The organism is Bartonella phoceensis, assembly GCF_902825145.1.
GTDB classification, from domain to species: domain Bacteria; phylum Pseudomonadota; class Alphaproteobacteria; order Rhizobiales; family Rhizobiaceae; genus Bartonella; species Bartonella phoceensis.
In genome coordinates this window covers 139,570-165,560 of sequence record NZ_CADEAD010000001.1, presented here as the reverse complement: position 1 = coordinate 165,560, position 25,991 = coordinate 139,570, and the positions used below count along the sequence as shown (strand labels likewise).

Annotated in this window: 37 protein-coding genes; 27 read left to right on the top strand and 10 right to left on the bottom strand. The window is 41.3% G+C overall.

Annotated features, from left to right (window positions below; genetic code table 11):
* Position 1: 1 nt before the first annotated feature.
* On the top strand, positions 2 to 358 hold the full coding sequence (locus J7R07_RS00755) for a head-tail joining protein (RefSeq protein ID WP_007346878.1): 357 nt from the start codon (positions 2 to 4) through the stop codon (positions 356 to 358).
* A gap of 27 nt (positions 359 to 385) precedes the next feature.
* Here the strand turns inward: J7R07_RS00755 and J7R07_RS00750 are convergent, their stop codons facing one another.
* Positions 386 to 1,468 carry a hypothetical protein gene (locus J7R07_RS00750; protein ID WP_208435045.1) on the bottom strand — a complete coding sequence of 361 codons (1,083 nt, stop codon included), beginning with the start codon at positions 1,466 to 1,468 and terminating at the stop codon, positions 386 to 388.
* Between the two features lie 373 nt (positions 1,469 to 1,841).
* On the opposite strand from J7R07_RS00750, the gene J7R07_RS00745 reads away from it, so the two are divergent.
* From J7R07_RS00745 to J7R07_RS00735, 3 genes are read left to right on the top strand one after another with little or no spacing between them, the layout of a single operon-like run.
* Complete coding sequence (locus J7R07_RS00745) at positions 1,842 to 2,390, top strand: antA/AntB antirepressor family protein (RefSeq protein WP_208435044.1); 549 nt, start codon at positions 1,842 to 1,844, stop codon at positions 2,388 to 2,390.
* Between the two features lie 27 nt (positions 2,391 to 2,417).
* Positions 2,418 to 3,137: a Rha family transcriptional regulator gene (locus tag J7R07_RS00740; RefSeq protein WP_208435043.1), complete on the top strand. Its 720-nt coding sequence runs from the start codon at positions 2,418 to 2,420 to the stop codon at positions 3,135 to 3,137.
* The gene (locus tag J7R07_RS00735; protein ID WP_208435042.1) at positions 3,134 to 3,412 is read left to right on the top strand and encodes a hypothetical protein; all 279 of its coding nucleotides are present in this window, start codon (positions 3,134 to 3,136) and stop codon (positions 3,410 to 3,412) included. Before J7R07_RS00740 ends, J7R07_RS00735 begins: the two co-directional genes overlap by 4 nt.
* Positions 3,413 to 3,453: 41 nt before the next feature.
* Here J7R07_RS00735 and J7R07_RS00730 read toward each other — a convergent pair whose 3' ends face one another.
* Genes J7R07_RS00730 through J7R07_RS00720 form a run of 3 tightly spaced genes read right to left on the bottom strand, consistent with a single transcriptional unit; the run spans position 3,454 to position 4,340 of the window.
* Complete coding sequence (locus tag J7R07_RS00730; protein ID WP_120100579.1) at positions 3,454 to 3,750, bottom strand: HigA family addiction module antitoxin; 297 nt, start codon at positions 3,748 to 3,750, stop codon at positions 3,454 to 3,456.
* Positions 3,751 to 3,781: 31 nt separating this feature from the next.
* Positions 3,782 to 4,054, bottom strand: coding sequence for a CopG family antitoxin (locus tag J7R07_RS00725; protein ID WP_208435041.1), 273 nt, complete (start codon positions 4,052 to 4,054; stop codon positions 3,782 to 3,784).
* A complete protein-coding gene (locus J7R07_RS00720) occupies positions 4,041 to 4,340 on the bottom strand; it encodes a BrnT family toxin (protein WP_208435040.1) in 300 nt (99 codons plus the stop codon). The genes J7R07_RS00725 and J7R07_RS00720 overlap by 14 nt, the downstream gene beginning before the upstream one ends.
* 75 nt (positions 4,341 to 4,415) lie before the next feature.
* Here J7R07_RS00720 and J7R07_RS00715 point away from each other — a divergent pair, with 75 nt between their 5' ends.
* The 8 genes from J7R07_RS00715 to J7R07_RS00680 are packed head-to-tail and all read left to right on the top strand — an operon-like array spanning position 4,416 to position 12,666.
* A complete protein-coding gene (locus J7R07_RS00715; protein ID WP_208435039.1) occupies positions 4,416 to 4,958 on the top strand; it encodes a hypothetical protein in 543 nt (180 codons plus the stop codon).
* Positions 4,939 to 5,631: a phage baseplate assembly protein V gene (locus tag J7R07_RS00710; RefSeq protein WP_208435287.1), complete on the top strand. Its 693-nt coding sequence runs from the start codon at positions 4,939 to 4,941 to the stop codon at positions 5,629 to 5,631. The genes J7R07_RS00715 and J7R07_RS00710 overlap by 20 nt, the downstream gene beginning before the upstream one ends.
* Positions 5,628 to 5,969, top strand: a complete 342-nt coding sequence (locus J7R07_RS00705) for a GPW/gp25 family protein (RefSeq protein WP_208435038.1) — start codon at positions 5,628 to 5,630, stop codon at positions 5,967 to 5,969. Before J7R07_RS00710 ends, J7R07_RS00705 begins: the two co-directional genes overlap by 4 nt.
* Positions 5,966 to 6,793 (top strand): baseplate J/gp47 family protein, encoded by an 828-nt coding sequence (locus tag J7R07_RS00700; RefSeq protein WP_208435037.1) that lies wholly within the window; start codon positions 5,966 to 5,968, stop codon positions 6,791 to 6,793. The genes J7R07_RS00705 and J7R07_RS00700 overlap by 4 nt, the downstream gene beginning before the upstream one ends.
* On the top strand, positions 6,793 to 7,899 hold the full coding sequence (locus J7R07_RS00695; RefSeq protein WP_208435036.1) for a phage tail protein: 1,107 nt from the start codon (positions 6,793 to 6,795) through the stop codon (positions 7,897 to 7,899). Before J7R07_RS00700 ends, J7R07_RS00695 begins: the two co-directional genes overlap by 1 nt.
* Before the next feature lies 1 nt (position 7,900).
* Positions 7,901 to 11,044 carry a DUF4815 domain-containing protein gene (locus J7R07_RS00690; protein ID WP_208435035.1) on the top strand — a complete coding sequence of 1,048 codons (3,144 nt, stop codon included), beginning with the start codon at positions 7,901 to 7,903 and terminating at the stop codon, positions 11,042 to 11,044.
* A gap of 14 nt (positions 11,045 to 11,058) precedes the next feature.
* Complete coding sequence (locus tag J7R07_RS00685; RefSeq protein ID WP_208435317.1) at positions 11,059 to 12,414, top strand: Bgr_08870 family protein; 1,356 nt, start codon at positions 11,059 to 11,061, stop codon at positions 12,412 to 12,414.
* 9 nt (positions 12,415 to 12,423) lie between these two features.
* Complete coding sequence (locus tag J7R07_RS00680) at positions 12,424 to 12,666, top strand: hypothetical protein (RefSeq protein WP_208435034.1); 243 nt, start codon at positions 12,424 to 12,426, stop codon at positions 12,664 to 12,666.
* A 368-nt stretch (positions 12,667 to 13,034) separates the two neighbouring features.
* On the opposite strand, the gene J7R07_RS08475 is transcribed toward J7R07_RS00680, so the two are convergent.
* On the bottom strand, positions 13,035 to 13,163 hold the full coding sequence (locus J7R07_RS08475; RefSeq protein WP_281384534.1) for a hypothetical protein: 129 nt from the start codon (positions 13,161 to 13,163) through the stop codon (positions 13,035 to 13,037).
* 119 nt (positions 13,164 to 13,282) lie between these two features.
* Between J7R07_RS08475 and J7R07_RS00675 the strand changes: the two genes are divergently transcribed.
* Positions 13,283 to 13,558 (top strand): type II toxin-antitoxin system RelE/ParE family toxin, encoded by a 276-nt coding sequence (locus J7R07_RS00675; protein WP_208435033.1) that lies wholly within the window; start codon positions 13,283 to 13,285, stop codon positions 13,556 to 13,558.
* Positions 13,559 to 13,591: 33 nt separating this feature from the next.
* The gene (locus J7R07_RS00670) at positions 13,592 to 13,921 is read left to right on the top strand and encodes a HigA family addiction module antitoxin (RefSeq protein WP_011180254.1); all 330 of its coding nucleotides are present in this window, start codon (positions 13,592 to 13,594) and stop codon (positions 13,919 to 13,921) included.
* A 45-nt stretch (positions 13,922 to 13,966) separates the two neighbouring features.
* On the opposite strand, the gene J7R07_RS00665 is transcribed toward J7R07_RS00670, so the two are convergent.
* Together J7R07_RS00665 and J7R07_RS00660 are read right to left on the bottom strand one after the other, a co-directional pair.
* Complete coding sequence (locus tag J7R07_RS00665; protein WP_208435032.1) at positions 13,967 to 14,245, bottom strand: hypothetical protein; 279 nt, start codon at positions 14,243 to 14,245, stop codon at positions 13,967 to 13,969.
* Positions 14,242 to 14,973: an antA/AntB antirepressor family protein gene (locus J7R07_RS00660; protein ID WP_208435031.1), complete on the bottom strand. Its 732-nt coding sequence runs from the start codon at positions 14,971 to 14,973 to the stop codon at positions 14,242 to 14,244. The genes J7R07_RS00665 and J7R07_RS00660 overlap by 4 nt, the downstream gene beginning before the upstream one ends.
* A gap of 377 nt (positions 14,974 to 15,350) precedes the next feature.
* Between J7R07_RS00660 and J7R07_RS00655 the strand changes: the two genes are divergently transcribed.
* Genes J7R07_RS00655 through J7R07_RS00620 form a run of 8 tightly spaced genes read left to right on the top strand, consistent with a single transcriptional unit; the run spans position 15,351 to position 21,258 of the window.
* Entirely contained in the window at positions 15,351 to 16,562 is a 1,212-nt protein-coding gene (locus J7R07_RS00655) for a phage tail sheath subtilisin-like domain-containing protein (protein WP_208435030.1), read from the top strand.
* Complete coding sequence (locus J7R07_RS00650; RefSeq protein WP_208435029.1) at positions 16,562 to 17,068, top strand: phage major tail tube protein; 507 nt, start codon at positions 16,562 to 16,564, stop codon at positions 17,066 to 17,068. The genes J7R07_RS00655 and J7R07_RS00650 overlap by 1 nt, the downstream gene beginning before the upstream one ends.
* A gap of 1 nt (position 17,069) precedes the next feature.
* Positions 17,070 to 17,357: a phage tail assembly protein gene (locus tag J7R07_RS00645; RefSeq protein WP_208435028.1), complete on the top strand. Its 288-nt coding sequence runs from the start codon at positions 17,070 to 17,072 to the stop codon at positions 17,355 to 17,357.
* Between the two features lie 41 nt (positions 17,358 to 17,398).
* The gene (locus J7R07_RS08570) at positions 17,399 to 17,467 is read left to right on the top strand and encodes a GpE family phage tail protein (protein WP_425489177.1); all 69 of its coding nucleotides are present in this window, start codon (positions 17,399 to 17,401) and stop codon (positions 17,465 to 17,467) included.
* A complete protein-coding gene (locus J7R07_RS00635; protein ID WP_208435027.1) occupies positions 17,464 to 19,347 on the top strand; it encodes a phage tail tape measure protein in 1,884 nt (627 codons plus the stop codon). The genes J7R07_RS08570 and J7R07_RS00635 overlap by 4 nt, the downstream gene beginning before the upstream one ends.
* 5 nt (positions 19,348 to 19,352) lie before the next feature.
* On the top strand, positions 19,353 to 19,733 hold the full coding sequence (locus J7R07_RS00630) for a phage tail protein (protein WP_208435026.1): 381 nt from the start codon (positions 19,353 to 19,355) through the stop codon (positions 19,731 to 19,733).
* Positions 19,730 to 19,954, top strand: a complete 225-nt coding sequence (locus J7R07_RS00625; protein WP_039760481.1) for a tail protein X — start codon at positions 19,730 to 19,732, stop codon at positions 19,952 to 19,954. Before J7R07_RS00630 ends, J7R07_RS00625 begins: the two co-directional genes overlap by 4 nt.
* Positions 19,951 to 21,258, top strand: coding sequence for a phage late control D family protein (locus tag J7R07_RS00620; protein ID WP_208435025.1), 1,308 nt, complete (start codon positions 19,951 to 19,953; stop codon positions 21,256 to 21,258). Before J7R07_RS00625 ends, J7R07_RS00620 begins: the two co-directional genes overlap by 4 nt.
* A 38-nt stretch (positions 21,259 to 21,296) precedes the next feature.
* Here J7R07_RS00620 and J7R07_RS00615 read toward each other — a convergent pair whose 3' ends face one another.
* Both J7R07_RS00615 and J7R07_RS00610 read right to left on the bottom strand, forming a co-directional pair.
* Positions 21,297 to 21,620, bottom strand: a complete 324-nt coding sequence (locus J7R07_RS00615; protein WP_208435285.1) for a type II toxin-antitoxin system PemK/MazF family toxin — start codon at positions 21,618 to 21,620, stop codon at positions 21,297 to 21,299.
* Positions 21,620 to 21,844 (bottom strand): antitoxin MazE family protein, encoded by a 225-nt coding sequence (locus J7R07_RS00610; protein ID WP_019224016.1) that lies wholly within the window; start codon positions 21,842 to 21,844, stop codon positions 21,620 to 21,622. The genes J7R07_RS00615 and J7R07_RS00610 overlap by 1 nt, the downstream gene beginning before the upstream one ends.
* A 143-nt stretch (positions 21,845 to 21,987) precedes the next feature.
* Between J7R07_RS00610 and J7R07_RS00605 the strand changes: the two genes are divergently transcribed.
* Genes J7R07_RS00605 through J7R07_RS00595 form a run of 4 tightly spaced genes read left to right on the top strand, consistent with a single transcriptional unit; the run spans position 21,988 to position 23,215 of the window.
* On the top strand, positions 21,988 to 22,650 hold the full coding sequence (locus J7R07_RS00605) for a lysozyme (RefSeq protein ID WP_208435024.1): 663 nt from the start codon (positions 21,988 to 21,990) through the stop codon (positions 22,648 to 22,650).
* Positions 22,647 to 22,874, top strand: a complete 228-nt coding sequence (locus tag J7R07_RS00600) for a hypothetical protein (RefSeq protein ID WP_208435023.1) — start codon at positions 22,647 to 22,649, stop codon at positions 22,872 to 22,874. The genes J7R07_RS00605 and J7R07_RS00600 overlap by 4 nt, the downstream gene beginning before the upstream one ends.
* Complete coding sequence (locus J7R07_RS08270; RefSeq protein ID WP_246464795.1) at positions 22,807 to 23,010, top strand: hypothetical protein; 204 nt, start codon at positions 22,807 to 22,809, stop codon at positions 23,008 to 23,010. Before J7R07_RS00600 ends, J7R07_RS08270 begins: the two co-directional genes overlap by 68 nt.
* Positions 23,003 to 23,215, top strand: a complete 213-nt coding sequence (locus tag J7R07_RS00595) for a hypothetical protein (protein ID WP_208435022.1) — start codon at positions 23,003 to 23,005, stop codon at positions 23,213 to 23,215. The genes J7R07_RS08270 and J7R07_RS00595 overlap by 8 nt, the downstream gene beginning before the upstream one ends.
* 129 nt (positions 23,216 to 23,344) lie before the next feature.
* On the opposite strand, the gene J7R07_RS00590 is transcribed toward J7R07_RS00595, so the two are convergent.
* Positions 23,345 to 24,502 (bottom strand): tyrosine-type recombinase/integrase, encoded by a 1,158-nt coding sequence (locus J7R07_RS00590; RefSeq protein WP_208435021.1) that lies wholly within the window; start codon positions 24,500 to 24,502, stop codon positions 23,345 to 23,347.
* A gap of 1,097 nt (positions 24,503 to 25,599) precedes the next feature.
* Here J7R07_RS00590 and J7R07_RS08615 point away from each other — a divergent pair.
* Complete coding sequence (locus J7R07_RS08615) at positions 25,600 to 25,827, top strand: YopJ family acetyltransferase (protein ID WP_484479023.1); 228 nt, start codon at positions 25,600 to 25,602, stop codon at positions 25,825 to 25,827.
* Positions 25,828 to 25,991 lie beyond the last annotated feature (164 nt).

Here is a 25,991-nt window from a genome sequence, read left to right as displayed (position 1 = left end):
CATGCGATGGCACGGGTTGCTAAACCAAATGATTCAAGACGTGTGCAACACCTTTGGGCAATCCGTCATCTACACGCGAAAGGATAATCAACAATCGTTTCAAATTACAGCAATTTACACCATTAAGCATTCAGAATCGGAGGCTGGCGGCAGAATTCCCACGACAATCGCAAAAAAGGAACTTGATGTTTGTATCAATGATATCGGGGGAATACCACCAAAACTTCAAGATAGTATTGTGATCATCTCTCCTGAAAACAACAAAGCCCCCTCTTCTCAAGAGCAATTCGTGGTCACAGATGTCCAAGCTTCTGAATCCGGTATGTACAAACTTATCTTGCGGGAGCTAAAACAATGAAACATCTTTGTGTGGTGTGTTTAAAAATCAATAAGGCCGCCCAAGAGCTCGGATTACTGCTGTAAATCTTGGGCTTGAAAAAGCAGTGAATTGGTAATTCCACGGAATGCCGGTACGGCGACTAACTTGGCATCCTTTGTATGTTATAGCTACTGATGCAATTCGTGTCCAAGTAGTCCTTTCATTCCTTTCAGGGCTTTCAAATACAATGGCTTGATCTGTAACCAAAAGACGTCCCCAAAGTGTGGTCTTTTTACTAATATCAAAGGAAACGCGTTCTTGAACTCCCAACAATTTTTCATTACGCGCTAAACGATAATCATATTCACTCGCATCAAGTTCTTGAAACATTTCACACGCCTCCAAAAAATTAGAGGGAGGAATATCTGGTTGCAACATCGCAACTTGTTCTTCAAAAAGCTTTACATTTTTATTTTCAAAATGGACAGCGATTCCCAAAAGTGAAACAATAATAATGGCTATTAATAACCATGGTGAAATACTTATTATTGCTACTGTGCCCCCAATCAATAGAGCACAAAGGAGAAAAATCTTGATCCCCTTTTCCAATCGTTCGTTTTTAAATGCTGGAGATGTTTTATTAACGACTGAGAAATCAGAAGAAGGATGTGCAGGAGGGAGAGACATTGAAGCCTGTTCTGGAACTTTCTCTTGAAAGCGTTTTTTGCGTTTATCTTGCCAATAAGCGAAAATGGAAAACGCAAAAAACGCAAAGAAAATTAACCAAAACCATCCCCAAAAACCTAATCCATTATTTTCATCTGATTTATTGTCTTGAGTGGGCATGATTTGCTTATCAGTATTCTCAACTGGTGCCTGAGCCATGCTTTCATCTTGAGTAGCAACATCTATTGACGAAGTCGAAGAGAGGGTAACAACTTCATTATTATGTACAACTTGACCTGGTTTGTCTTTCTGTACAGAAACACCTACTATTGGAGCACCGACAAATAATAGAGCACCAACACCAAGAGTCTTTAACCCCATTTTGCGCCATTTTTTTCTACATACGAAAACGATCCCAGTGATAATAATTGGTAAAGATAACAACCATACAATAATCGCAATTGTATCAAGTACGTCGCGCATTACTCCCCCTCCGCTATAAATAAAAAGAGAGGGATTCTAAAGTGAGTCGATAAATAAAGTAAAGATAGCTTATCATTTTTAGAAAAAAGTGATATTAATGCTTGACATCATCATAAGGATGTGAATAGTCGAGTCAGGTGCCTCAAAAACACCTTAAAACATCTAGCGGATTGGTTGCCGAAATAATCAATCTTCTGAACATTAAAGATTTTGACTCATTATGTGCCGTGGCATATAAAGGTCTTGTCGGGTGTGGTTATGCCATAGAATACCCTTATGGGGAAAGCATAACGACGGACTAGATGCCGTGTTTTTGAGCACCCGGCACTCTTTTAGAGTGTCAATCAAAAACTCTAACATCTAGGAGCTTAAAATGACTCTCATTAAAATATCAGAACAAGCAATTAGACAAGAGATTGTTCAAACCGTTAGTGCACGCGAATTGCACGCATTCTTAGAGGTAAAACGGGATTTTTCCAATTGGATTAAAGACCGTATCAATAAATATGATTTTAAAGAGGAAAGAGATTATATTTTAACGCTCGCCAAAATTGGCGAACGTCAAAATGTGGTATTAAAAGAATATCACCTCACCTTAAGTGTAGCCAAAGAGCTCTCTATGCTTGAGAATAATAAGAAAGGGAGAGAAGCTCGTCAATGTTTTAATATTTTGTTTGACAAAGTAGCAATATTATGTCTATTGTCGAATCAGGTGCCTAGAAAACACCTTAAATCGATAGCGGATAGATTGCCGACACAATCTCTTTTCCGTGTATTAAAGGCTTTGACTCATTATATGCTACATGCGTATAATAGATTTGTCGGGTGTAGTTACGCTATACAATACCCTTGCGGGGAAAGTGTAACGACGGACTATCGACCGTGTTTTCTAGCGCCCGGCATCCTCTTTGGATGTCAATAGAAAACCTCTAATCGATAGGAGTTCACAATGAACACTCTTATAAGAATTACTGAAACCGTTGCTGATGACGCAGCAATTCAAACTATGGCTAGCATTGAAATTGCGGAGGTGTGTGGTAAGCAGCATAAGAATGTTATACGCGATATTAAGCAAATATTCACTGAGCTCAAATTTGAGCCGAGTGATTTTTCGGGAGTCTATAAAGATTCCACAGGTCGCACTCTTCCTTGTTATTACCTACCAAAGCGTGAATGTTTAATTCTCGTGTCTGGTTACAGCACTGCTTTACGAGCAAAAATCATTGACCGTTGGCAAGAATTGGAAAAGCAAATAGCAACACCACAAGTTGACTACTCCAAACCTGAAGCATTACTTGGTGTCTTGAATCACTTACAAAGTCAAATAGAACAGAAAAACCATGTTATTGCCGAATTGACTCCAAAAGCAGAGGCTTTAGAAGGTTTAAAACGCTCTGATGGTCTGTTTGGTCTCATCGAAGCAGCAAAGATGTTAGAGATACGACCAAAGGATTTAACCGATTACTTACGTAAAAATGATTGGGTCTATCGGCGGGCTCCAGGAGCGCCTCTATTACCTTATCAGGATAAAATCAAGAAAGGCTTCATGGACTGCCCTGCTATCACCATTCAAAGACCGGATGGTACAGAAAAGGTGCTCCCTTCAACGAAAATCACATCCAGAGGATTGGCATGCTTAAGAGAGCAAATCTTTGGGGGTGTGCAATGAAGATAGATACTAACTTCTTATGCGATTTGTGGTTGGCATTATCTCAATTTTCTAGACATGAAAATATGAATGATAAAGATTGTACTGCTCTGGTTGATACTATGAGTGTAATAGAAAAAGCTTTAATTTTAAAAATTCAAGATGAGATGCCAAGTATACTTAAAATCTTAACAGTTCTCACAGATTTTGGAGATTCAGAGTTACCGCATAGCATGGATTCTTTATTGCGCGCTTATGAACCAAATTTCGAGAACCCTATTAGAAAAGTTGCTTAAGTAAAACATACCCCTTCCCCACTTCGAAGGTGGGGAGGTGGTTAAATTGTACATTCAAACTTATTAATTTTGGCAAATTCATCTGCTTTTTCGGCTTGTAAAATATGAACATCATAAGCGGCTTGCATATTAAGCCAGAACTCAGCTGTAGTATCAAAAAAAGAGGCTAATCTAAGAGCCGTATCAGGAGTTATTGGACTATTTTCCGCAACAATACGTTCTATCCTCGTGCGTGGAACATTCAATGCTTTTGCAAGAGCATAAGCAGACAGAGCATATTCTTTTAAATATTCCTCCCGTAAAATTTCTCCTGGATGTATTGCAATATAATTTTTCATCTCGACCTCCTATATCAACGATAAAGGAAAACTAATTACGATGGCTTTTTCGTAAATCTTGTTCAATTAGATGCCTAACATAGCGTGTGTAAGGGATAGCCTGATTTTTAGCTTTTTCCTTTAAAGCCTTCATAAGTGCTTGAGGTAAGCGAATATTGATAGAAGCTTCTTTAGGTAAGAATTCAAAATGAACAGGTTTAAAACCAGTTAAATCATAATCCGTAAGATCAGCAGTATCGACAAAGTTTTCTGCTTCTTCATCCGTTTTGAAAACAGGTATTTGTTTTAATTTAGAGTTTTTCATAAAAATCGATCTCCTTTTGGTGCATATAACGGGCGCTAATAGGACGCACAAACAGTTCATTCTTTATTGTTCTCAAAGTAAAAACTAAAAAAATATATCTTTTATTATAGCTTCTTCCAATAGCTCTGAAACGCTCTTCTTTAACATTTGGGTCGTGCTTTATGACGAGATTCCCCGGATTGGTGAATAAATATTCTATCTCTTTTTTACAAACTCCATGTTTGGCACATTTGGGCCAGTTCCCGTCATCCCAATTTATGCCATGAATTTTGATATTTGTTACCATAACGTATGTATATTAAAATGTATCCACAAATGCAATAAAAATGATTAAAAATCAATTTGTCTAAAAGGAGCTCCCATGCATCCCCGCGAGACGATAAGAGAAACATTTGTTGCGTTGATAAAGGCAGCAAAAACAGCGGCTGGTGACAATGTTTTCAATATGCATGACTTCAACTTATTTATTGAAGCAATGCCAGCCATTAATATCTCAACGCAAAGTGAAACCATTGAAGATGGACATGATTTTGGCTTAAGGCGGCGTGTTTTAACAGTAGATGTTGAATGCTATGCAACATGTGAAGATGGCGCACGTTTTGTTGACCAATTAGCGTGGGAAGTTGAAGAGATTTTCCATGCCAATCCCAATCTTAACAACACCGTTGAAACATGCCACCTGCAAAATATTGCTTTTGCCTTTGGTGATAATGGCGCTCTAGCACTCCACGGTGCAATTTTAACCTTTGATGTGACTTACGTTACCAATATTCCCTGCCCTGATGAAGGAAATGCAATCGCAGTAGCTGTTGAACCTCTTGTCGGTTTTGCACCAGAAACAGGTGTAGGAAATGAGGAAAAATACCATAAAATTGAAGGTGACCATGTTAGAGCGACGCGATAAAGAGATCACTGATTTAAAGAGACGCATAGCCAATATGGTTGTGGTGGGGAAAATTAGCCATGTCGACCATAAAAACGCACGCTATCGGGTAAAAACGGGCAATCTTGTCAGTGATTGGATTCCCGATACCCAAGCCCGCGCTGGGAAAACACGCTCTTATGAGGGGCGCGATATTGGAGAGCAAGTGGTTGTTGTTTCATCATCAGGCGATTTATCTCAAGGGGTGATTGTTGGCTCTGTTCATACCGATGCGAACCAAGCAGCCGATAAAGGCAATATCCATAAAACACTTTATCCCGATGGTACCAGCCTTGAATATAATGATGAACAAAACACCTATGCACTTAATATAAAGTCGGGTGGAAAATTTATCCTGACAATCTCTGATGGTGTGTCACTCAAAGGGGATGGAGGTAAGCTAGAGCTTAGTGCACCGGATGGCATAAAAATCATCTCAGAACGTGACCTGAATTTAAAGGCAAAGGGCAATATTTCTGTAAAAGCAGAGGGTAATATTTCACTCAATTCGCAGAAAGATGTTTCTCTTCATTCAAGCAACAATGAGGTTTCCATTCATTCAAGGGAATTAAAGCATAACGACACCAATGTAGGAGCAACCCATGTTCATGGGGGTGTTTCCCCTGGTGGTTCCATGACGGGAGGTCCAAATTGAACAGTGGAATGGACCGCGCAACAGGCAAACCATTGGTCGGCATAGAGCATTTGCGACAGTCGATTATTGACATCTTGTCAACACGGATTGGCACCCGAGTGATGCGTCGTGACTACGGTTCACGCCTTGCTGAGCTCATTGATGCACCGGTTAACAGCAACTTTTCTGTTGCTCTTTATGCCACCATTGCTGAGGCTTTAGACAAGTGGGAACCGCGTTTTAAGCTCAAAAAGATTGATTTTAAAATGCTTGAAGCCGGACAAGTTTCTCTGTCCTTTGAGGGCATTTATTTACCATCAGGCAAGCCCATCACCATGGAAGGATTATTGATAAAATGAGTAAAGCGCTTGCAAAACCCGAAATTATTACAGAACTTTCTTTTGAGGAAATCCGCGCTGCTGTTCTTACCCATTTAAAAGAGCTTTTACCTAATTATACATTTTTGGAAAGTGATCCAGCCGTAAAAGTCATAGAGGCTTTTAGCTATCGAGAACTGCTTTTAAGACAGCGTATCAACGAGGCAACACGCAATAATATTCTTGATTTTGCCACCGGTGAATCTCTTGATGCTTTGGGAAACTGGCACGGTATTGCCCGCATAGAGGGAGAGAGCGATACGAGGTATCGTGAACGCATACAGCTTCATGCCCGTGGGGGAAATGGAAGTGGAACAGAACCCTATTACAAGCTTATCGCCTTGACAGCCGATAGTCGAGTGAAAGATGCCATTATCTATCGTAAAGGCAAAGATCCAACCATCTATGTTGCTGTTTTTGGCAACAATGAAGAAGGAACAGCCTCTGAAGATCTCTTACAAACAGTTTCACAAGCTCTTCACAGAAAAAATATCATCATGACCAATGATACCATCATTGTGCATGCGGCTGTCAAAAAAGTGCTGGACTTAGAAGCCGATGTTTGGCTGCTCCCAGAAGCATCTTTGAAAATTCTCACGACAATGGAAGCAAGTTTACGCACGGCTTGGAAACAAGAACAAGCCATTGGTCGTGAATTAAGCCTCTCGTGGTGGGTTTCAAAACTGATGATCCCTGGTGTCCAAAAAGTGATTGCCATTACACCAACAAAGGACAGTGCGGTTTGTGATGAAGAAATCTTATCGATTGGCAAAATCACCTTAAACTTTAAAGGGCGGGCGCGCTAATGGTTGGCTCGCTGCTCCCCTCACATGCAACAGAATTTGAGAAACGCCTCGCCGATGCTTGCGACTTTCATCAAGATGTTGATGGGGCTGTTTCGGGGATTTCACGTGCAAAACTGATCACACGTCCTCCTCGCTTTTTGCCGTGGTTGATTGAAGAATATGGACTTGGTGAACTCACGCCTTATGTTCCAAACCTCTATGAGTTGATTGATTCTGGGCTCCAATGGCAACGCCTGCGCGGTTCTGTTGCAGCCATTGAGTTGGGACTTCAATGGCTCGATCTTTCTGCACGTTTTAAGCCCGCATGGTCTGGGCGTGCATGGTGGAACTCCTTCCAACTTGATTTTGATCAATTGCCTGAACAAAACAGCCTTGAAGCCATTGAAGCGATTGTGGGACTTTCCAAAAGTTTGCGCTCTGATTTCCGTCGCGCAATCTATGGGTATGATGTGGAAGCCATAGAGGGCAATATGTCACGGCTTGATGACAGCATGCTGGATTTTGAGAGTGGCGTGCGCTTAACAGCTGGGGACACTCCGTTTTCCTTTGGACGCACGACAGAAATTAATCACACCCTCACCAAAGCAGAAGGAAAGCTTATTGGCAACTGGATTGATGACACAGATGAGGAGTTAAGCTGGAACCAAATTGATTATCCTTGGGAGTTGGCTAATTTTCCCTGGTGTTCGGTTAAAAAGCACGAACGCGATCTCCTCATGGCAAAGTGGTTTTGCAACCGTCCCCTTTATTTAGCTTTAAGAGATGCAAACAAGGCTCTGATTGGGTTTCGAAGATGCACTAGTGTACAACCTGTCGAACAAGCTTTAGAGGGTGTTTACAGCCATTGTGGCAACAGATTTAATCCTTCCCCAACAGGCACTCTGTTGTTTCTTGCAGCTCAAACAGACTTTCAGGATGTTGAGGACAAACAAGCCACATGTGTTTCGGTTGTGGTTCATGGCTCCCTCGAAGAGAAGACACCGCCAGGCAAGCTTTGGTTAGAACCTGATGAACTGCGTGGCGGTGTGGAGATCATCAAAGCACCTATCAACATTCCTTTGCGTGCCGATGTTCGCGAACAATTCAAAATTTTATTGAGGTTTTAACATGAAGCATGAAAGTGGTTTACCCTTTGCAATTGACAGATCAATCGGCAAAGAAGAGCAACAAAGCGTGGTGTTTTATGGACAGCGCCCTTTTCTTCAAGCGGGTGAACTCAATGAAGTTCAAACCATCATCAGGGGGCGTCATGACCGTTTGGGGCGCCTTGTGGCCAAAGAAGGAGACCGGGTTGAACGGGCTGATGCTTTTGTCAACAAAAACACAAAGACCGTGACGCTGACAGAGGGAAAGATTTATATAGCAGGCGATATTTTCCCTGTTTCAGAAGCTATTCTCAAGAATGTTTCCATGGTTGGGCGCTTGGAAATCGGTGTAAAATTGCAAAAGAAATGGGTGACTCATGAGGATGATCCAGAACTGTTGGGGCAAGTTCCAGGGTCCTTGGCAGAAGGAGAGCCCGGAGCAGCCCGTGAGATCGTAAAACTTGTCTGGGCTCTCAAAGATGATGACCAGCAAGGGGCTTTTTTTCCGGTCTATATCTTACAAGATGGCGTTTTGATTGATCAAAAATCTCCCTCTCTGCTTGAACCGGCTATGCAAGCCATTGCGACGTATGACCGCGCCCATGGACATTATATCGTAGGGGGATGCCGTGTCACAGCCCTTGGAAAAGAGGGACAAAAGCAAGTGTTCAGTATTCAAGAAGGTGAAGCTAATATTAATGGTTTCAAACGCAAGCGCTTGGCAGCCTTGCGATACGAAGAACCAGAGGATTTTTCTAAAGGCGCAGTGCCTAGCGAGACCCATATTTTTGCCCCTCAAAAAGGAAAAACAAGCTTTACCTTTAAAACTTATTATGCGCCCATTGCTGATATTCAGTCTCTTTTGTTGACAAAAGAAAAAACCGTCACAGTCACCCGCGGTGCAGTTGTCTCAGGGCGTGATGGCGTTCCTGACAAAAGCATCACCGCTTTTATCAAAATTGTTCAAGGTGGCAAAGAATTTAAAGAAGGCACAGACTTCAAAAAAACCGGAGACACCATTGATTGGGCGCCGGTGGGAGACGAACCCTTACCAGGAAGCAGCTATAAAGTGACATACCGCTACCGTGCACGAATAAGCGCTGATAAAATCACAGAGCAAGAAATCACCGTCTCAGGAGGTGCTGAAGGCGGTGATATTATTGTCAGTTACACTTACAAACTCCCCCGCATTGACCGTATTGGTTTCAATACGAAAGGCAATGTCGTCTATATCAAAGGCGTCTCGGCAGACCAACCCATGGCACCTAGTGTCCCTGATGATGTGCTCTCTCTTGCCACCATTACCAACAATTGGCTTCGTACCCCCCTTGTGGTTAATGATGGGACACGTGTTGCTCCTTATGATGAGATGTGGCGTTATTTTCAACGGGTGCTCTCCCTTGATCGGCTGATGCAATTAGAACGCATTAAAAGCAATGTTGACTCTAAAGAACCCATTGCCAAAAAAGGCATGTTTGCAGACCCTTTTCTGGATGACAGTTACAGAGATGAAGGTTTTCCGCAAACAGGGGCTATCGGCAATGGTCTTTTGCAGCTGGCCATTGATCCAACCTTTTATACCGCTCGCTTAACCGCACCCGTTACGCTTGACTGGACAAATGAAGTGATTATTGCGCAAGAATTGACAACCGCTTGCGAAAAGATCAATCCTTATCAAAATTTTGCCCCTCTCCCTGGCACAGTCACCCTTACCCCCGCAACAGATTTTTGGCATGAACAGCGTACCGATTGGCTCTCTGGTGTCACCAATCAACTCACTATGGGCTGGAACCGTGGAAGAAGCATCGTTAAAACAGAAGTGCGTGATAATTTGGTCAATGCAACCCAAGAACAAATCGATTTTTTAAGACAAATTACGTTGAATTTTAAAATTGAAGGCTTTGGTAAAGGCGAAAGACTAGAGGACCTCACCTTTGATGGTGTCAATATTTTACCCAATAGTTCCCTTTTTGCCAATTCCTATGGCATCCTTGAAGGCACCTTTAAGATTCCTAAAAACATTACTGCGGGCACAAAAAATGTTGTGGCACGAGGAAAAGGTGGAACGATTGCAACAGGGCTTTTTACCGGTCAAGGTGTGATTGATGTAAAGGTGATGCGACGCACCACAACGGTAAAAATATGGACTGCCTATGATCCACAAGCCCAAGTCTTTACCCCTGATGAAACACGGCAAATCACCGGTATTGACTTCCACCTTTGTAAAATTGGCAATCAGAACCATGATCTGGTGATTGATTTGGTCACCACTGAAAACGGTTATCCTACTGCCGATATTCAAGCGCAAACATCCTATTCTATGAAGGGAGCAAAGAAAGGATGGGCAGGAGCACGCTATGATGTGCCACTCCTTGTGCCTGATGATCGTCTCACCGCTTTTGTGATTAAAACCGATGATGCTGACCATTCCGTCTCCTTGGCAAAACTTGGTGATTTTGATAAAGACAGCCAAAGATATGTTTCAAGCCACCCTTATGTGACCGGTCCCCGTTTTTCCTCGGTTAATGCCAAGAGCTGGACAGCCCATCAAGATGAGGCTTTAGCCTTTCGGGTGCTTGCTGCCCGCTATACACAAACAGAAAAGACGGTTGATTTAGGCACCTTTGATCTTGTGGGCTGCTCTGATTTGCAAGTACGTGCAGCCGTTGAACTTCCTTCAAGCGATTGTTCTGTTCTCTTTGAAATTGAAAGAAACAATGGCACGATTTATCAACTGTTGCCCTTTCAATTGCTGAGCCTTAGCGAATATATCAGTGAAAAGGTAAGGCTTCGCGCCATTCTTAAAGGCACAAAGAAACTCTCCCCCGTCTTATTTGCTCCTGTGCAATTGATTGCAGGAAAAATCCATCAAACAGCAACCTATGTCACAAGGGCTTTTGCTTTTGGGGAAAAGGCAAGATTGACGAGCTATATCAAAACATTTTTACCAGGCGGTGCAACCTTTACACTCGAGATGCAACTGGATGATGGTACCTTTGTCCCTTTAAAACTGGATGAGACAGAACAGTTATCGGAGCCTCTCTGGACAGAGCGAAAATTTATCAGTGGTGACAAAACAGCACGACAAGCGCGCCTTAAACTCACCCTTACCGGTGGACCGGCGGCGCGGTCTATGGTGTGTGATTTTGGTGCCGGCATCATATGATGGGAGAACGAAAAATGAGCAAAACTAAAAAACTCGACATGGAATTGCCACAAGAAGGACGTTTTATCAGTTCTGAATTTCCAATCTTGCGTGAAAATCTCAACAAACTTGATCAAGCTCTTTCCGATGTTGAGGAAAAGGCGAAGGGAAAAGCGCCAACAAAACACACGCATACGATCAGCGAAGTCAGTGGTCTTGAAACAGCCCTTAAAAGCAAGATGGCAGCGGATAAAACCTTCACTTTTGCTGATTTAAAGGATATCGAGGGAGCAAAAGATGCCGCCAACAATTATGTTCTCTATAAATCAAGCAACAATAATTTTACCTTTGGCAGTGCTGTCTCATTGTTAGGTGCACATAAACATAAAACAGAAGATATCGTGGGGCTTGATGATTTTAGAGCCAAGATCAATCAAGATCTGACCAGCTATGGTCGTCTCAAACAAGCCAATGAATGGCAAAGTTATAATAAGTTTACCAGCAAAGTCACCATGAGTGGTGGCTTAGAACTACTGTCAGACTATTCTTCGTTTAGTCTTATACGTAACAACAGAGTGGTTACCCGTTTAAGCACAACGGGGAGCACATTAAAAGGTCCACTTACAGTTGATGATGAACCTGTTTATACGAAAGCGCAAGTGGATAAATTAATAGCTTCATTAATCAAAAAACCTGTCGAAATCCTTATAACAAAAAGTGGCACACTTCCATTTCCTGAAGGTGTTAGGGATGACACAGATGTAGAAATATGGGCATGGGGGGGCGGTGGCGGCGGTGGAGATGGGGGTAGAATCAGAAACAACAACAAATCAAGTAATTTTGGTGGTGGCGGTGGCGGTGATGCTCAAAGTGTGTATGTGAAAACAAAAGTCTCTGCGCTTAAAAAATCAACAACAGTGCAAATTGGCAGTGGTGGTAGAGGCGGTAGCGGTGGTAACTTCGGTGCTGCAGGCGGAAAAACAATAATTGAAGATATTATATTGGCGTTTGGTGGAGCTGGAGGCGGTGGAGGTACTGGAGGTCTTGGCGGAACGTCTGTTGTCAGAGGAAGTAAGGGTGGCGATAGTAGCTCCAATAGTTATAACGGCTCTGGAGGTTATATTTTGTCTGGTGGAGATGGTGGAAATGGTGGAAGTGGCCACGGTGGATCCTCTTTTTTTGGTGGTGGCGGCGGTGGCGGTGGAGGTGCTTATAATGGAGGAGGCGGTTATGGTGGCGAAAGCAAAAAAGGTGGTTATGGGGGTAACGGCGGTAAAGGGAATGCAGCAGGTGGCGGCGGTGGCGGCGGATATTACAATGGGAATGATGGTGGAATTAATTGTGGCGGCGCCGGTGGTAACGGAGCTATCTTGTTGAAATTTTATATATAGGAGTTTTTCATGGACTATGCAGTTGTTGAAAATGGTGTGGTAACGAACATTATCGTAGCCTCAGAAGATTATGTTCACGGCTTTGACGGGGAAGCTATTCCTTCACATGAAGCACAAATCGGCTGGACTTATAAGGACGGAGTGTTCTCTCCTCCCGTATTGGATAAAAACAAAAAACAATCCGCATCTACGCAACCAGCAGAGAAAGACGCAATCATAGAGCCACCTATAGGGGAGCCACAAAAAAGGTAAATAAGCTAAGTTATAGGAATGCTTGTTGTATAGGCGGACTTTGTATGATTTGTCCTTTTATTGCTCTTTTAAAGCCCTTTTAAAGGACTTTTTTTGACTGACACTGTCAGGCTTATGAGAGAGGATGAGTGTTGTTATGGTCTCTTCATTGATTTGGAGAGCAAAATGGCAATAGAACTTAAACTTCGTATTCGCTTTATTAAGAATGGCAAAGGATCTGAATTTTTAGCAATATTTGATCAGACAGCTTTTGGTATATTTGTAAAATCCTTGATGTTTACGGGCAAGTTTATTCCCTCCATGTGCCTGTCCTTCTCTTTACGCATGAAGTGGAGGAACAGAATAGTGTTCGGCTTCATAAGCTTCAATTAAAAAACAAGAGTTTTCATTCTATCAAACTCTGGCGTATTAACTTCTGGTTGCTGGTCAAACATTGCTGACACAATTTCTAAGGCTTCTTGATAATCTTGTTCAGTGCGAATAGGTTTGATGTTCATTTCTTACATTCCTTCAGTTCTACAGTATTGGCATCAACCGTATTAAATTGTAACATTTTTGTTGACACTTGTCACTTAATACATTACATTCTATTTAAAATGATGTTACTGAATTTGCTGTGATCAAAACATTTAAAAATAAAGACCTACAATCTCTCTGGGAAACAGGAAAAAGTAAGATTGATAGCAGGCTTCAACAGCGTATTATTCGCCGTCTTGATACTCTTGACGCAGCTTCTCAAGTTAGTGATATCAATGTACCAGGTTATAATTTTCATATGCTTAAAGGCTTTACTCCGACTCGCTACACAATTCATATCAATGGTCCTTGGTGTATCACTTTTGAATTTAAAGACAGACATGTTTACCATGTTGATCTAGAGCAATACCACTGAAGGTTTTAAGATTAATTGTAAAGGAAACTATCCATGACTACACGTAATCCTAATCGTTGTCCTTCTCATCCAGGAGAAATTTTAGCTGAATCCTTAGAACATTTAAATGCAAGCAAAACCGAAATTGCTAGGATACTTCAAATATCACGCCAGCACTTGCATGGCATCCTTAAAGGAGAACGTCCAGTCACAGCCGTAACAGCAGCTCGCATTGGTAAATTGTTAGGAAATGGACCAGCCCTTTGGCTACAGCTTCAAGCCAATTATGATACATGGCATGCCTTGAGGGACATTGATGTCTCTTCTATTCCAACACTAACAGCTAATGAAGTAGATACGCAAATGGAACATAGCCATTCGTAACCACCTCCCCGCCCTAAAGACGGGGGGATGAGTCATGTTTTTTACTTAAGCAACCTTTTTAATAGGGTTCTCGAAATTTGGTTCATAAGCGCGCAACAAAGAATCCGTGCTATGCGGTAATTCTGAGGCTCCAAAATCTGTAAGAATTGCCAAAATCTTTGTAATATTAGGCACGTCATTTTGAAGTTTTAAAACTAGAACCTTTTCTATTGCATTCATAGTTTGAACCAGAGCACTACAATCTTTGTCGCTCACATTTTCATCATTAGAAAATTGAGATAATGCCAACCACAAATCGCATAAGAAGTTAGTATCTATCTTCATTGCACACCCCCAAAGATTTGCTCTCTTAAGCATGCCAATCCTCTGGATGTGATTTTCGTTGAAGGGAGCACCTTTTCTGTACCATCCGGTCTTTGGATAGTAATAGCAGGGCAATCCATGAAGCCTTTTTTGATTTTATCCTGATAAGGCAACAAAGGCGCCCCTGGAGCCCGCCGATAGACCCAATCATTTTTACGTAAGTAATCGGTTAAATCCTTTGGTCGTATCTCTAACATTTTTGCAGCTTCGATGAGACCAAACAGACCATCAGAGCGTTTTAAACTTTCCAAAGCCTCTGCTTTTGGAGTTAATTCGGCAATAACATGGTCTTTCTGTTCTATTTGACTTTGTAGGTGATTCAAGACACCAAGTAATGCTTCAGGTTTAGAGTAATCGATTTGTGGTGTTGCTACTTGTTTCAAAAGCCGTTCACATTTGATAAAGTATTGACGAGCTTCATGTCCTTTATCATTCCTCTCTATCATGGAAAGGTGTTTAGCCATATCTAAGGTGAGATAGTAGTCTTTTACCTTCCCACCGCTTACTAAATTTTTAGTAAGCGTGATAAAGTTTATATTTTTCAGAAACTTACATTCTTTAATGCGATTTTTAATCCAGTCTGCAAACTTTGATGTGATTCCCAAAAATGCATGCAAATCACGAGCATTAACGGTTTGAACAGTTTCCTGATCAATAATCCGTTCTTTAATTTTTATAAGAGTGTTCATGTGAACTCCTTGGTAATAGAGGTTTTTCATTGACACTCTAAAGAGTGTCGGGCGCTGAAAAACACGGTACCAAGTCCGTCGTTATGCTTTTCCCGAAAGGGTATTTTATAGCATAACCACACCCGACAAGATCTTTATATGCCACAGCATATAATGAGTCAAAATCTTTAATGTTCAGAAGATTGATTATTTCGGCAATCAATCCGCTTGGTATTTAAGGCGTTTTTCAGGCACCTGATTCGAAAATATACATTGCAGAAATAATGTCAAGATATTTTCGATAATTTTTTATCGTAATGCCAGTTTAACAAACACAACAATCATTCTCTCATTTTTTCCCATTCATTTCATTCGCCAATATTTCAAAGGAGTATAAAATGGCAACAGGTTTTTTACACGGTGTTGAAGTCGTTGAAGTTGACGACGGCACCCGCCCCCTTCGCGCAGTTCAGTCTGCCGTTATCGGGATTGTTGGCACAGCACCCGATGCCGATGAACAAGCATTCCCCCTCAACACACCGGTTTTGGTAGCGGGTTCTCTTTCACAAGCCGCAAAACTGGATAGAACAGGAAAACGACGCGGCACTTTACCCAATGCCCTTGATCTTATTTTTAAACAAGTAGGAGCGATTGTCGTTGTCGTACGCGTGCAAGAAGGTGACAACGAAAATGCAACACTCACCAATATTCTAGGTGGTGTAAACGCAAATGGCGCTTATGAAGGTGTTCATGCTTTCATTGGAGCACAATCTGTTGTAGGACAAACACCACGCATTCTGATTGCTCCAGGCTTTACACATCAGCGCCCTTCCGGTGTGGGTATTGAAGGGAATGAAACTGGTGCAACTACCAACCCCGTCGCAGCAGAATTGATTGGCATTGCCGAGCGTTTGCGCGCCATTGTGGTGCTTGATGCACCCAACACAACAGATGAAGCAGCTCTTAGCACAGCAAAGGATTTTGATTCAAAACGCGCCATTCTCATTGACCCATTTGTAAAGGTAAATCGTGATGGAAAGATCATAGAACAGCCAGCAAGTGCAGCGGTTGCTGGTGTCATTGCCAAAACGGATTTTACCTATGGCTTTTGGCATTCCCCTTCCAATAAAGTGATCAATGGCATTGTGGGAACTGCGCGCCCTATTGATTTTTCCATTGGTGATCGCGCAAGCCGTGCCAACCTTCTCAATGAACAAAACATCACAACAATCATTCGTGAAAATGGCTATCGTCTCTGGGGCAATCGCACACTCTCAAGCGATACAAAATTTGCTTTCTTATCAGTGGTGCGCACCGCGGATATGATCAATGATGCTATTTTACGCGGGCATCTATGGGCTATCGACCGCAATATCAAAAAGACTTACCTGAGTGACGTAAGCGAAAGTATCAATGCCTATTTGCGTAATTTAAAAGCACAAGGCGCTATTCTTGGTGGACACTGTACGCCTGATCCAGAACTTAACACAGCAAGCGCCATTGAAAACGGAAAAGTCTATTTCAATGTGGAATTTACCCCAACAACACCAGCAGAACACATCACATTCCGTTCACGCATTGTGAATGATTACTTAGAGGAGATCTTTTAATGGCCATACCTGTATTACCAAGAGTTTTGAAATATTTTAACATTTTTGTCGACGGCATTCCCTATCAGGCAAAGTGTGAAAGTGTCACCCTACCGAATTTGAGTTTGGTCGTTGAAAGTTATCGTGGCGGTGGCATGGATAGTTCCATTGAGGTTGATCTTGGTCTGGAAACTCTCACGCTTAGCATGACCATTTCTGATTGCTCCCCAGAGTTAATGGCACTGTTGGGGCGCACGGATGTCGACATCTCATTGCGAAGTTCAATGCAAGCACAAGGCACACCCGCAGAAGGCGTTATCATTACCATGAGAGGGCTTTGCAAAAACTTTGAAATGGCAGAATGGCAACCGGGAAGCAAAGCAACTTCTACAGCAACATTCACATTGCAATATTTTAAATATGTCCAGAAGGACATTGAAATCGTTGAGATAGATGTCCCTAATCTCATCAGAAAATTCAATGGCATCAATCAATTAGCAGACCATAGAGAAAATATAGGATTATGAAATGACTATACAAACAAGCATTACACATAAATTATTGATACCCATTACCTTTGAAGGAAAAGAACACACCACAATCATCTTACAGCGCCCCAAAATAAAAGATGTGCAAGCAATCGACAAAAAAGAAGGCATAGAGCAAACAATCGCTATGATCGCACGCCTTTCTGGATGGCCGTACGAGGCTATCAGCGAACTCGACATCAATGATTTGGCAAGTATTGGAGAGATTTTGGAGTCTTTTATCAAACGGCGGGATACCTCAACTGGGAAACCGCCGCAAAACTCATAGCCGATATCGCCATTGTATTCCATTGGTCTCTTTCAGAGATAATGGAAATGGAACTACAAGAACTCATATTCTGGCGAAAACAAGCAGCAGAAAGGTATAAGACAAAATGAGTGAAAAAGTTGCCGATGCAAAGGTCAAATTGTCTCTTGAAGACAAACTCACCGCGCCTCTTAAACGTGTACAAAAGAAATTCGATACACTTTCAAAAAAATTATCACATAGTTTGGGTATTCCGCGCTTTTCTGCTGCTGTCAAAAACATGACAAAAAGTCTTCATGGTGTTCAAGGTGCTCTTAGCACAGCGGCAAGTCGTGCTTCGGTCTTTACTGGTGTCTTAGGGCTTGCTGGTGGTGGTCTTGTGGCAAGTGTGACCGCCCTCACCATGAAAACCATGCATCTGGGGGATAGTCTTCACCATGCATCACACCATTTAGGTATGAGTGTTACGGCACTACAATTATGGGGTGATGCGGCCGATAATTCAGGTACTTCTGCTGAACTTTTTCAACAATCCTTAGCCACTTTAAATAGACGTTCTGCACAAGCATATGCTGGACAAAAAAGAGGCATTATGGGCTTTGAAGCACTTGGCATTTCTGTTAAAAACGCTTCTGGAAAACTCAAATCAAACTCCGTTTTGTTGGAAGAAATTACTGACAAGATGAGTAAGATGAAAAATCAAGCACAAAGACAGCATATTGCTGCTCTGCTGTTTGGTGGGGATGGGAAAGAAATGGCTTCCATGCTTGCACAAGGCATGGCACCCATTAAAGAGATGTTTGCAAAGGCGAGAAAAGGAAAATGGCTGATAGGCGCCGATGTTGCACGCTATGCCGCAGATTTAAGTGACAAGCTTGGTGCCTTTAAGAAAAAAATAGGTGGTATCGCGAACTTTATTGGTGCACGTTTCATGCCCGTGATCAATGATATGGTTGACGGTTTTTCAAAGTTAATTGATGAAAACCGTGACCTCATCCAAACAACCGTTGCGAACTGGGCGAAAACCTTAAGAAAAGTCTTTAATGATTTGCTTAATCCTACCTCTGATTTAAGAAAAGGCATCAGTGATCTCACAGAGAGGATTAAAGGCTGGTTCCAATGGCTAGAACCTCTGATTGGTGAAATAACCCTTTTCAAGGTGGGGCTTGTCGCTCTTGGTTCCTTCATTTTTGGTCCACTCATTGCCGCATTAGCAGCCGTGGGAGCAGCATTTGTTAGCCTTGGTATCACAATTATGACAACCCCCATAGGCTGGATCATTGGTGGTATTGCCGCTCTTGTTGCTGCTGGATATTTGCTCTACAAAAATTGGGACACAGTCATAAACTTTATAAGCAAGCTATGGGATTCTTTTGCCAATTTATGCAGTAACATTTTTAATAACCTCTTTACGCTCTTTAAAAACTTTTCACCGCTCTCTTGGATAGCGAAAGGAATCAATGAACTCATTGAATGGCTGTTCGGTGTCGACTTAATGGAAGTAGGCTCCAATCTTATTAATGGGCTTTGGGAGGGCATCAAAAACAAATGGAATACTCTGTCTGAATGGTTTAGCGGCATGATGAGTAAATTAACCAGTTGGATGCCAAACTGGATGAAAGAAAAATTAGGCTTTAACGTCACAATTAATAAGACTTCAACCCAAACTTTAAAAACCTTTACCGAAGAAACCAAAGCACGAGCAAAAAGAATGCTTGATAGAGCAGTGGTTACAAATACCCCACCTGAAAAACGAAAGAGCGGCTTTAATACAGGGGACGTTGAAACAAGGCATATGGAAGCTCCAAATGCAAAAGTGGGTGCCTTCAAAGCACCCAAACCCATTATGGTTCATAAGCCGGTAGAAGTAGATGCCCGCGTGATGATTTCAAATTTAAATATTTCCGTCCCCAATGGTTTAAAGGACGAAATCAGAAACGCAGTCAATCAAGCCCTTGAACGTTATGCCAAACAGCAACGCTTGGCTATAGCCTCTAGCCTTTCGGATTAAACATCATGATGTTAGCTTTGGGTAGTTTTATCTTTTCCATTGAAACGGCCGCTTATCAAACCCTTGACATGTCTTATGGCATTCCATGGATCGAGCAAGGGCGATTGGGGCGCAAAGCAGCACTTCAATTGCCTGCTGTGGCAAATGCGGAATTTTCTTTAACCGGTGTGATCTATCCAGACTTTAAAGGCGGCTATGGACAAATCGAGTATTTGCGACAAATGGCGCATAATGGTCCTCATATCCTTGTGACGGGTCAGGGGAAAATTTTAGGCAAGTTTGTCATTCTTTCTGTAGAGGAAAAACAAAGCATTTTTCACCAAAACGGGTCCCCCAAAAAACAAGAATTTACAATAAAGTTGAGAGAATATGGTGAAGAGCTATGAGTGATCTTTACGTGACAAAAGAAGGCGATATGGTTGATGCCATTTGCTGGAGATACTATGCAAAGGGTCAACAAGCCCTTGCTGTTGAACGCGTTTATGCAGCAAACTTTGGTCTTGCAGACTATGGACCCATCTTAAAAGCAGGCATCACAATCGTTTTGCCAACCCTCCCCTATCCTAAAGCCACACCGGTGATTAGAATTTGGGGCAGTCAATCATGAAACCTTTTTGCACAGTGATGGCAAATGGAGAGGACATCACAAGAACTCTGATGGACTATGTTTTGTCGATTGAAATTACCGATGAAGCAGAAGACAAAAGTGACCGCATTACCATAGAGCTTGATGACCGCGCCCGTGAGTGCGACAATGGCTTTCTTGATATCCCTCTCATCGGGACAATCATTTCTGTCACTCTTGGCTATGAAGGGGGTAAAGTCCGCGATATGGGAGCCTATCTGATTGATGAAATCTCCGTAAGCAGCCCCCCACAAAGCTTAAGCGTAACAGGGCGCGCAGCATCTATGAACACATCTTATAGAACACCTAAAAGCCAATCCTATCACCAACAAACCCTTGGCAATATTATTCAGGAGATAGCACAGCGCAATGGCTATACACCAAAAGTCGACCCTGCTCTTGCAAAAATTGTTGTGCGTCATATTGACCAAACTTCTGAAAGCGATATGGCTTTTGCCACGCGCCTTGCAGAAAACTATGATGCAGTAGCAAAACCCGTTGATGGCAAGCTTGTTTTGGCTAAACGGGGGGAAGGCAAAGCCATCACTGGTGAAACACTCCCCGTTGTGGTTATTCATGAGAAACTCTGCAGCTCTTGGGATTTTAAATACAGTGCGCGTGATGAAGCAGGAGCAGCCAATGGCCTAAAAACAGATGCAGGGGATGATCAAAAAGCTGCCGCTGATGCACGAGAACCAGAAGAAGTTGAGGAAGGCGAAGATGTTATCCATATGGATGAAAGTGACGCCCCCAATTTGCCTAAAGCAGAGACGGAAGCCAAAACACCTGAAAATCAAGAGCAAGAAGAAGAGAAAAAAGGCGGTGTTATCGCAAACTATCATGACATCCGTACTGGTGAAAAAAAGGAAGTCAAGGTTGGCAAACCACCGTTTCATGAACTCAAATATACCTACCACAATCAATCAGAAGCTGTTGCAGCTATTGCAGCTTATCGCAATAAATCATCGCGTGGCAAATCTTCTTTCTCATGTGATATCGGAGGTGATCCCTTTGTACAAGCAGAAGCAAAGCTTGTTCAAGAGCCCCCTTTCCGCCCCTATATTCCAGCCGAATGGCGCATCAAAAGCGTTAAACACAAGCTTGACAAAACAGGTGGTTATACCACAAAAATAGATTGTGAACTTTTTGATGAAACCCAAGAAGATGCGGCTGGAAACGTTGCAAACACCACACCAGACAAAGATGATACCCTTGACCCAAACGCCCCACCTAATGCATGTGATGAAGGCGAAGGCGTTATCCATATGGACGAGGAAGATAGATAAACAAAGCTATTTTATGATGATAAAAAGAAATACTATTTTTATTTTACTATTCCTAAAAATACAGCTAAACAGCGTTCAATTTCTACCATTTTATCTGCATGAATGGAGCCGAAAGCTGGACTAACTTTTTCACATCTTACCGTCATAATCTTATCAATCATGACTTGCGAAGGTTTTTGCAAACCATTTTTATCGTTTGGCTGAATCGTAATGCGGAGTAATGGCGCATCAACAAGTGTGCTAGTAATGGGTAAAACTGTTACACTTGTATGTTCACTGAATTGATTAGCTTGAATGATTAACGCAGGTCTTGGTTTACCAGAATCGCCTTGCATAGCTATTGTGACGAGAGATCCACGCATCATTCTGTCCAGCCATCAACATCCATTAAAGATTGATCCATCAACAACTGCATAGATGTATCTGTTTTATCCATCTTTGCGACTAAGCGACATTGGCGTCGGCACTCTTCTGCAAAGTTCGGTTGGCGAGTATCTGGTACCCAAATTTGCATTAAACGCAAACCTGCTTTTCTTTGTGCGTTGCGATGTTTTTGAACGCGTTCATTGACATGCATTGTAGCCATAACAAAATCTCCATTGTGTTTCATGTAACGTATAACACAGAAAAAAGTTACATGAAACACTACTTTTAATAAAACGCAATAATTACAATTTAAATCTATCAATCTGCCCCACCTTTTGTGGGGCTTTTTTATAGGAGCAATACATGAGAACAATATCATCAGAAGGGTTAGCACTGATTAAACAATGGGAAGGTTTACGTCTCAATGCCTATAAAGATGCCATCGGAGTGTGGACCATTGGTTATGGACATACAAATAATGCTGGAAAACCTTTTGTTCATAAAGGTATGGCAATCACTGAAAAACAAGCTGAAGAACTTCTGTGCCAAGATTTAAGACAATTTGAAAATACCGTTGAACAAGCCGTTCAAGTTTCTTTAACCGATGAACAATTCGCGGCATTGGTCTCCTTTTGCTATAATATAGGAACAACAGCCTTTTGCAACTCAACACTGTTAAAGAAACTCAATAGTGGCGATTATGAAGCAATCCCAACCGAATTACAGAAATGGACCAAAGCCGGTGGAAAACGCTTGCAAGGTCTTGTACATCGGCGTGCAGCAGAAGCAGGCTTATGGGCGAAAGGTGCTTTTGTTTCCTCTAACTACCAAACCGTAGAAACGCAAGCACCAACTGGGATTTTCAAAGCCGAAGCCCTTGCCCCAATCATTGGCTCTTTTTCTGGGCTTGGAGGCTTATTAGCAGGCAATGGTCCAGTGCAATGGGCGCTCGCCACTATAATGGTTTTAGCCGCATGTGCTGGCATTTTCTTTGTTGCTAAACGTTTTCAGGAACACCGCCTATGATCTTATGGATGAAAAAAAATCTGCTGTTAATAGGCGCGGCTCTAGCCGCTTTTTTTATGGCTTTGGCAAAAGCTTTTACCCTTGGAAAAAAGGCAGAACGGCAAAAGCAAACAGAAAAAACCTTAAAGGCAGCAACAACACGGCTGGAGGTGGAAAATGAAGTTAATCAGAAAAGTGATACTGATGTGCGTGCTGCTCTCTCTCGTTGGTTGCGGAACAAATAAGTATGTCTCTTGTGTTGGTTGGTTGCCCATTTATTTAGAGAGGCAAGATGCCAACGTCATCAGTTCCAATTTAGCAAGAGAGATCTTAAAGCATAACAAGCAGGGCGAACGTGTGTGTGGGTGGAAACATGGCTAAGAAAAAAACAAAAGACGATACAGAGCTTACAGAAGGAGAAAAAGAAATCCTTCAAGAAATTATCATGACCTACAAAAGTATAAAAGTGATGTCACGTTATACGAGATGGATTGTACTCATTATACTCTTACTAGCGCTTGATTTTTCACGTCTTATGGATGCTGTAGAAAATATTTTTACACAAAAACCAAATATCCGACTCTAAATACACTCTGAAACGTGCAAAACTGTTTAGCAAATGAATTATCAATTTCGCACGCCTCACAGATGCGAGAGATAATATCGTTTTACACATCTCAAACAGTGCTTTTCAAAACATTAACAATTTGATCCCTTAAGTCGCTCCTATTATAAATGCAGCCCACTGTTCCAAGAGAGCATGTCGCTGTTCTAAAAAATCCGTTCGCATATAAGCTTTTGTCACTGAACTCCCAACTGAATGCGCAAGAACAGTTTCGGCAATCTCAAAGGGTGTTGACGTTGTTTCTGCTATCCAGTCACGAAGACTAGATCTGAAACCATGGGGTCTATAATCAAAACCTTTGTCTTTCATGAATTTAGAAAGTGTTACATCAGATATAGGCTTTCCAGAACTCCCAGCAAATAAAAAACCATTCTTTTCAAAGGGGAGGGATTTTTCAATCACTTTTAAAGCTTCATCACTCAATGGCACGCGAAAATCTGAAACCTTTCCTACAATGCCCTTCATATTTTCTTTTGGTATCGTCCATATATTTTTATCTATTTGTTCAAGACGCAAATATCGCAATGGATATGACCGTACCCCCGTCAAAATAAGCAACTTCAGTGCTAAATTTGAAAGAATCTTATCATCTAAATTCTGATAAAATGCCGGAACTTCTTGCCATGGCATAGCAGGAATATTTGTTGGTGTAGTACGGGGCTTTCCCAAAAGGGCGCGTGCTTTCATACAAGCTTGTAGATCAACTTCCAAACCAAGAGCCGCCGCATATTTCAAGCAAATGTTAATACGGTTTAACGCTTTTCGTGCTGTATCTGCTTTTTCATGCCAAAGGGGCGCAAGAACATTGCGAATGATATTAGCCGTTAATTTTTCTATAGAGAGGCTGCCTATGTGTGGAATAACGTGCAATTCCAGCGGAGAAAACCAACGCCCATTTTTGCCTTCATTTTTTAACTCTGCTTTTTTACTTTCAAAAGCCGCAATTGCAATCTCACTGAATATGTTGCTTTGCTGTTTTAAAACGGTTTGTTCTCGAAAGACAATAGGGTCATTGCCTTCTCTGAGAATAGCACTATAATGCTTGGCAAGTTCGCGCGCTTCCTTCAGAGAAAGTTGTGCGACTGGACCAAGCCCCATTTCACGGCGTTTGTTATGGTATGTATAACGAAAGAACCAAGAGCGCGTATTGTCTTTTCGAACATTCAACCATAACCCTGCCCCATCACAATATTTACCCTGAGAAGCAGACTTGACAAGTAATGCTGATAATCTATGAATCCCCCTCACTTAATTTCCCTTCTCGTCCACCTTTTCACACATCACCCGTCCACCTTTTTGGGTCCACCTTTTAGACCACCTTTAATTTTTGATTTGAGATTTTTTCTTTAATTCTTAATTTTTTTATTGGAACATAAAAAATTATAGACATCAATATGCTCTTGCACATATTTACATAACTTGATTCTTGTTGCAAAAGCCCTGTCTGCCGGCATGCGGCACCGTTTTTTATATTTAATGCATTGAAATACATAGACTTTTTATTTAAATAGCAATTTTCACAGATTTTGTAACTTTAAAATTTCCCAATGTTTTAGATCCTTTTTTGAAAGCCTACAATCCAGATCAAGATAGCTCGATTTAAAATAATTGTTTAATTTTGAAAAACATAACGCCTCTTCTTACCCTCAGAGGTAGGGAGGTAGTTAATGCAAAACATCTTTTCACCATAAAAAAATAAAGAATTATTATTTTATGCTAATTGTTAACGCAGAGTCTCATGACGTTAAAACCAAAACATCAAACCTACTAAGAAAGTGATCTATTCTAAAGGAGAGGATATAAAAGATGAACCATTAGAAAATCTTCTTACACGTTTAGAGAATAAAGCGCTAGAGCAAAGACCAGCTGGCTTATTCAGTAATAGATTATTAAAAAGTATTCTAGTGATCAAAAAATGAAAATCGATAATGGTAGTTTTGCCAAAACCGGCCAGATGCATAGCAATCTCATAATGATGACTGCCCTAGTTTAGTAAACAAATAGGAAATATTCAATTCTCTATAATCTTTGAAAGCTTTTTCGAACTAGTAGAAAAAGTAATTGATGATGGATTTAACCTTCTAAATTTATAGTTGATATAAAGGGTAAAGAAGCGCTGTTATTAATCATCAAACCATCATAATAGGACGCTTTGATATTATAAGCTCTCTCATTGTCATTTTTTCATAACAGAAATAAATATTTAATGAAACTCTTTTGAAACCAGGATCGTTCACTTGACATTAGTCAAAAAACTTTATCTTGAATTGCGCAAGTTATAGAAAATACACTACAATAACATTAATGTTACTTGTAAATGAGATATTCTCTTAGCCTTTTATCAGTTGGATTACTATCTTTCAGTCAATTTTTGTAAACACGTAAGCAGTAAAAAACGTTTCAAAGAATATGTACGTAAAGATCTATATATTTTATGCAAACCTGTTAACAAAAAAGATGATGGTATTTTTAGGCGGTTCGAGAAAATTTTAGTTTTAGCAGATAATAGACCTGCATCTGCTTCTGCATACATGAAAAGGATCATTGAATATAAGCCTTTGATTAAGTTATGATATAATTTTCAACATTATAGGCTAGCATGGTTGGTAGATGTTGTATAGCGTTTCATTTTGCTTCCTTATAGATGAATGATAAATCTCAATTTCAATTTATAAATATTGTTAGAATACCACTTCCAATAAATATGAAATCTGTTGTTTAATATTGTAGGTTAAGC

Coding starts and splice junctions, on each gene's coding strand:
- J7R07_RS00630 (WP_208435026.1), top strand. CDS start 19,353: ATGATGTTAGCTTTGGGTAGTTTTATCTTTTCCATTGAAACGGCCGCT.
- J7R07_RS00650 (WP_208435029.1), top strand. CDS start 16,562: ATGGCCATACCTGTATTACCAAGAGTTTTGAAATATTTTAACATTTTT.
- J7R07_RS00700 (WP_208435037.1), top strand. CDS start 5,966: ATGAGTAAAGCGCTTGCAAAACCCGAAATTATTACAGAACTTTCTTTT.
- J7R07_RS00740 (WP_208435043.1), top strand. CDS start 2,418: ATGAACACTCTTATAAGAATTACTGAAACCGTTGCTGATGACGCAGCA.
- J7R07_RS00615 (WP_208435285.1), bottom strand. CDS start 21,620: ATGCGTGGATCTCTCGTCACAATAGCTATGCAAGGCGATTCTGGTAAA.
- J7R07_RS00685 (WP_208435317.1), top strand. CDS start 11,059: ATGAGCAAAACTAAAAAACTCGACATGGAATTGCCACAAGAAGGACGT.
- J7R07_RS00595 (WP_208435022.1), top strand. CDS start 23,003: ATGGCTAAGAAAAAAACAAAAGACGATACAGAGCTTACAGAAGGAGAA.
- J7R07_RS00610 (WP_019224016.1), bottom strand. CDS start 21,844: ATGGCTACAATGCATGTCAATGAACGCGTTCAAAAACATCGCAACGCA.
- J7R07_RS00665 (WP_208435032.1), bottom strand. CDS start 14,245: ATGAAGATAGATACTAACTTCTTATGCGATTTGTGGTTGGCATTATCT.
- J7R07_RS00605 (WP_208435024.1), top strand. CDS start 21,988: ATGAGAACAATATCATCAGAAGGGTTAGCACTGATTAAACAATGGGAA.
- J7R07_RS00735 (WP_208435042.1), top strand. CDS start 3,134: ATGAAGATAGATACTAACTTCTTATGCGATTTGTGGTTGGCATTATCT.
- J7R07_RS00690 (WP_208435035.1), top strand. CDS start 7,901: ATGAAGCATGAAAGTGGTTTACCCTTTGCAATTGACAGATCAATCGGC.
- J7R07_RS00600 (WP_208435023.1), top strand. CDS start 22,647: ATGATCTTATGGATGAAAAAAAATCTGCTGTTAATAGGCGCGGCTCTA.
- J7R07_RS00655 (WP_208435030.1), top strand. CDS start 15,351: ATGGCAACAGGTTTTTTACACGGTGTTGAAGTCGTTGAAGTTGACGAC.
- J7R07_RS00620 (WP_208435025.1), top strand. CDS start 19,951: ATGAAACCTTTTTGCACAGTGATGGCAAATGGAGAGGACATCACAAGA.
- J7R07_RS00680 (WP_208435034.1), top strand. CDS start 12,424: ATGGACTATGCAGTTGTTGAAAATGGTGTGGTAACGAACATTATCGTA.
- J7R07_RS00755 (WP_007346878.1), top strand. CDS start 2: ATGCGATGGCACGGGTTGCTAAACCAAATGATTCAAGACGTGTGCAAC.
- J7R07_RS00635 (WP_208435027.1), top strand. CDS start 17,464: ATGAGTGAAAAAGTTGCCGATGCAAAGGTCAAATTGTCTCTTGAAGAC.
- J7R07_RS00715 (WP_208435039.1), top strand. CDS start 4,416: ATGCATCCCCGCGAGACGATAAGAGAAACATTTGTTGCGTTGATAAAG.
- J7R07_RS00720 (WP_208435040.1), bottom strand. CDS start 4,340: ATGGTAACAAATATCAAAATTCATGGCATAAATTGGGATGACGGGAAC.
- J7R07_RS08475 (WP_281384534.1), bottom strand. CDS start 13,163: ATGAACATCAAACCTATTCGCACTGAACAAGATTATCAAGAAGCCTTA.
- J7R07_RS00645 (WP_208435028.1), top strand. CDS start 17,070: ATGACTATACAAACAAGCATTACACATAAATTATTGATACCCATTACC.
- J7R07_RS00695 (WP_208435036.1), top strand. CDS start 6,793: ATGGTTGGCTCGCTGCTCCCCTCACATGCAACAGAATTTGAGAAACGC.
- J7R07_RS00625 (WP_039760481.1), top strand. CDS start 19,730: ATGAGTGATCTTTACGTGACAAAAGAAGGCGATATGGTTGATGCCATT.
- J7R07_RS00725 (WP_208435041.1), bottom strand. CDS start 4,054: ATGAAAAACTCTAAATTAAAACAAATACCTGTTTTCAAAACGGATGAA.
- J7R07_RS00710 (WP_208435287.1), top strand. CDS start 4,939: ATGTTAGAGCGACGCGATAAAGAGATCACTGATTTAAAGAGACGCATA.
- J7R07_RS00745 (WP_208435044.1), top strand. CDS start 1,842: ATGACTCTCATTAAAATATCAGAACAAGCAATTAGACAAGAGATTGTT.
- J7R07_RS08270 (WP_246464795.1), top strand. CDS start 22,807: ATGAAGTTAATCAGAAAAGTGATACTGATGTGCGTGCTGCTCTCTCTC.
- J7R07_RS00660 (WP_208435031.1), bottom strand. CDS start 14,973: ATGAACACTCTTATAAAAATTAAAGAACGGATTATTGATCAGGAAACT.
- J7R07_RS00730 (WP_120100579.1), bottom strand. CDS start 3,750: ATGAAAAATTATATTGCAATACATCCAGGAGAAATTTTACGGGAGGAA.
- J7R07_RS00670 (WP_011180254.1), top strand. CDS start 13,592: ATGACTACACGTAATCCTAATCGTTGTCCTTCTCATCCAGGAGAAATT.
- J7R07_RS00750 (WP_208435045.1), bottom strand. CDS start 1,468: ATGCGCGACGTACTTGATACAATTGCGATTATTGTATGGTTGTTATCT.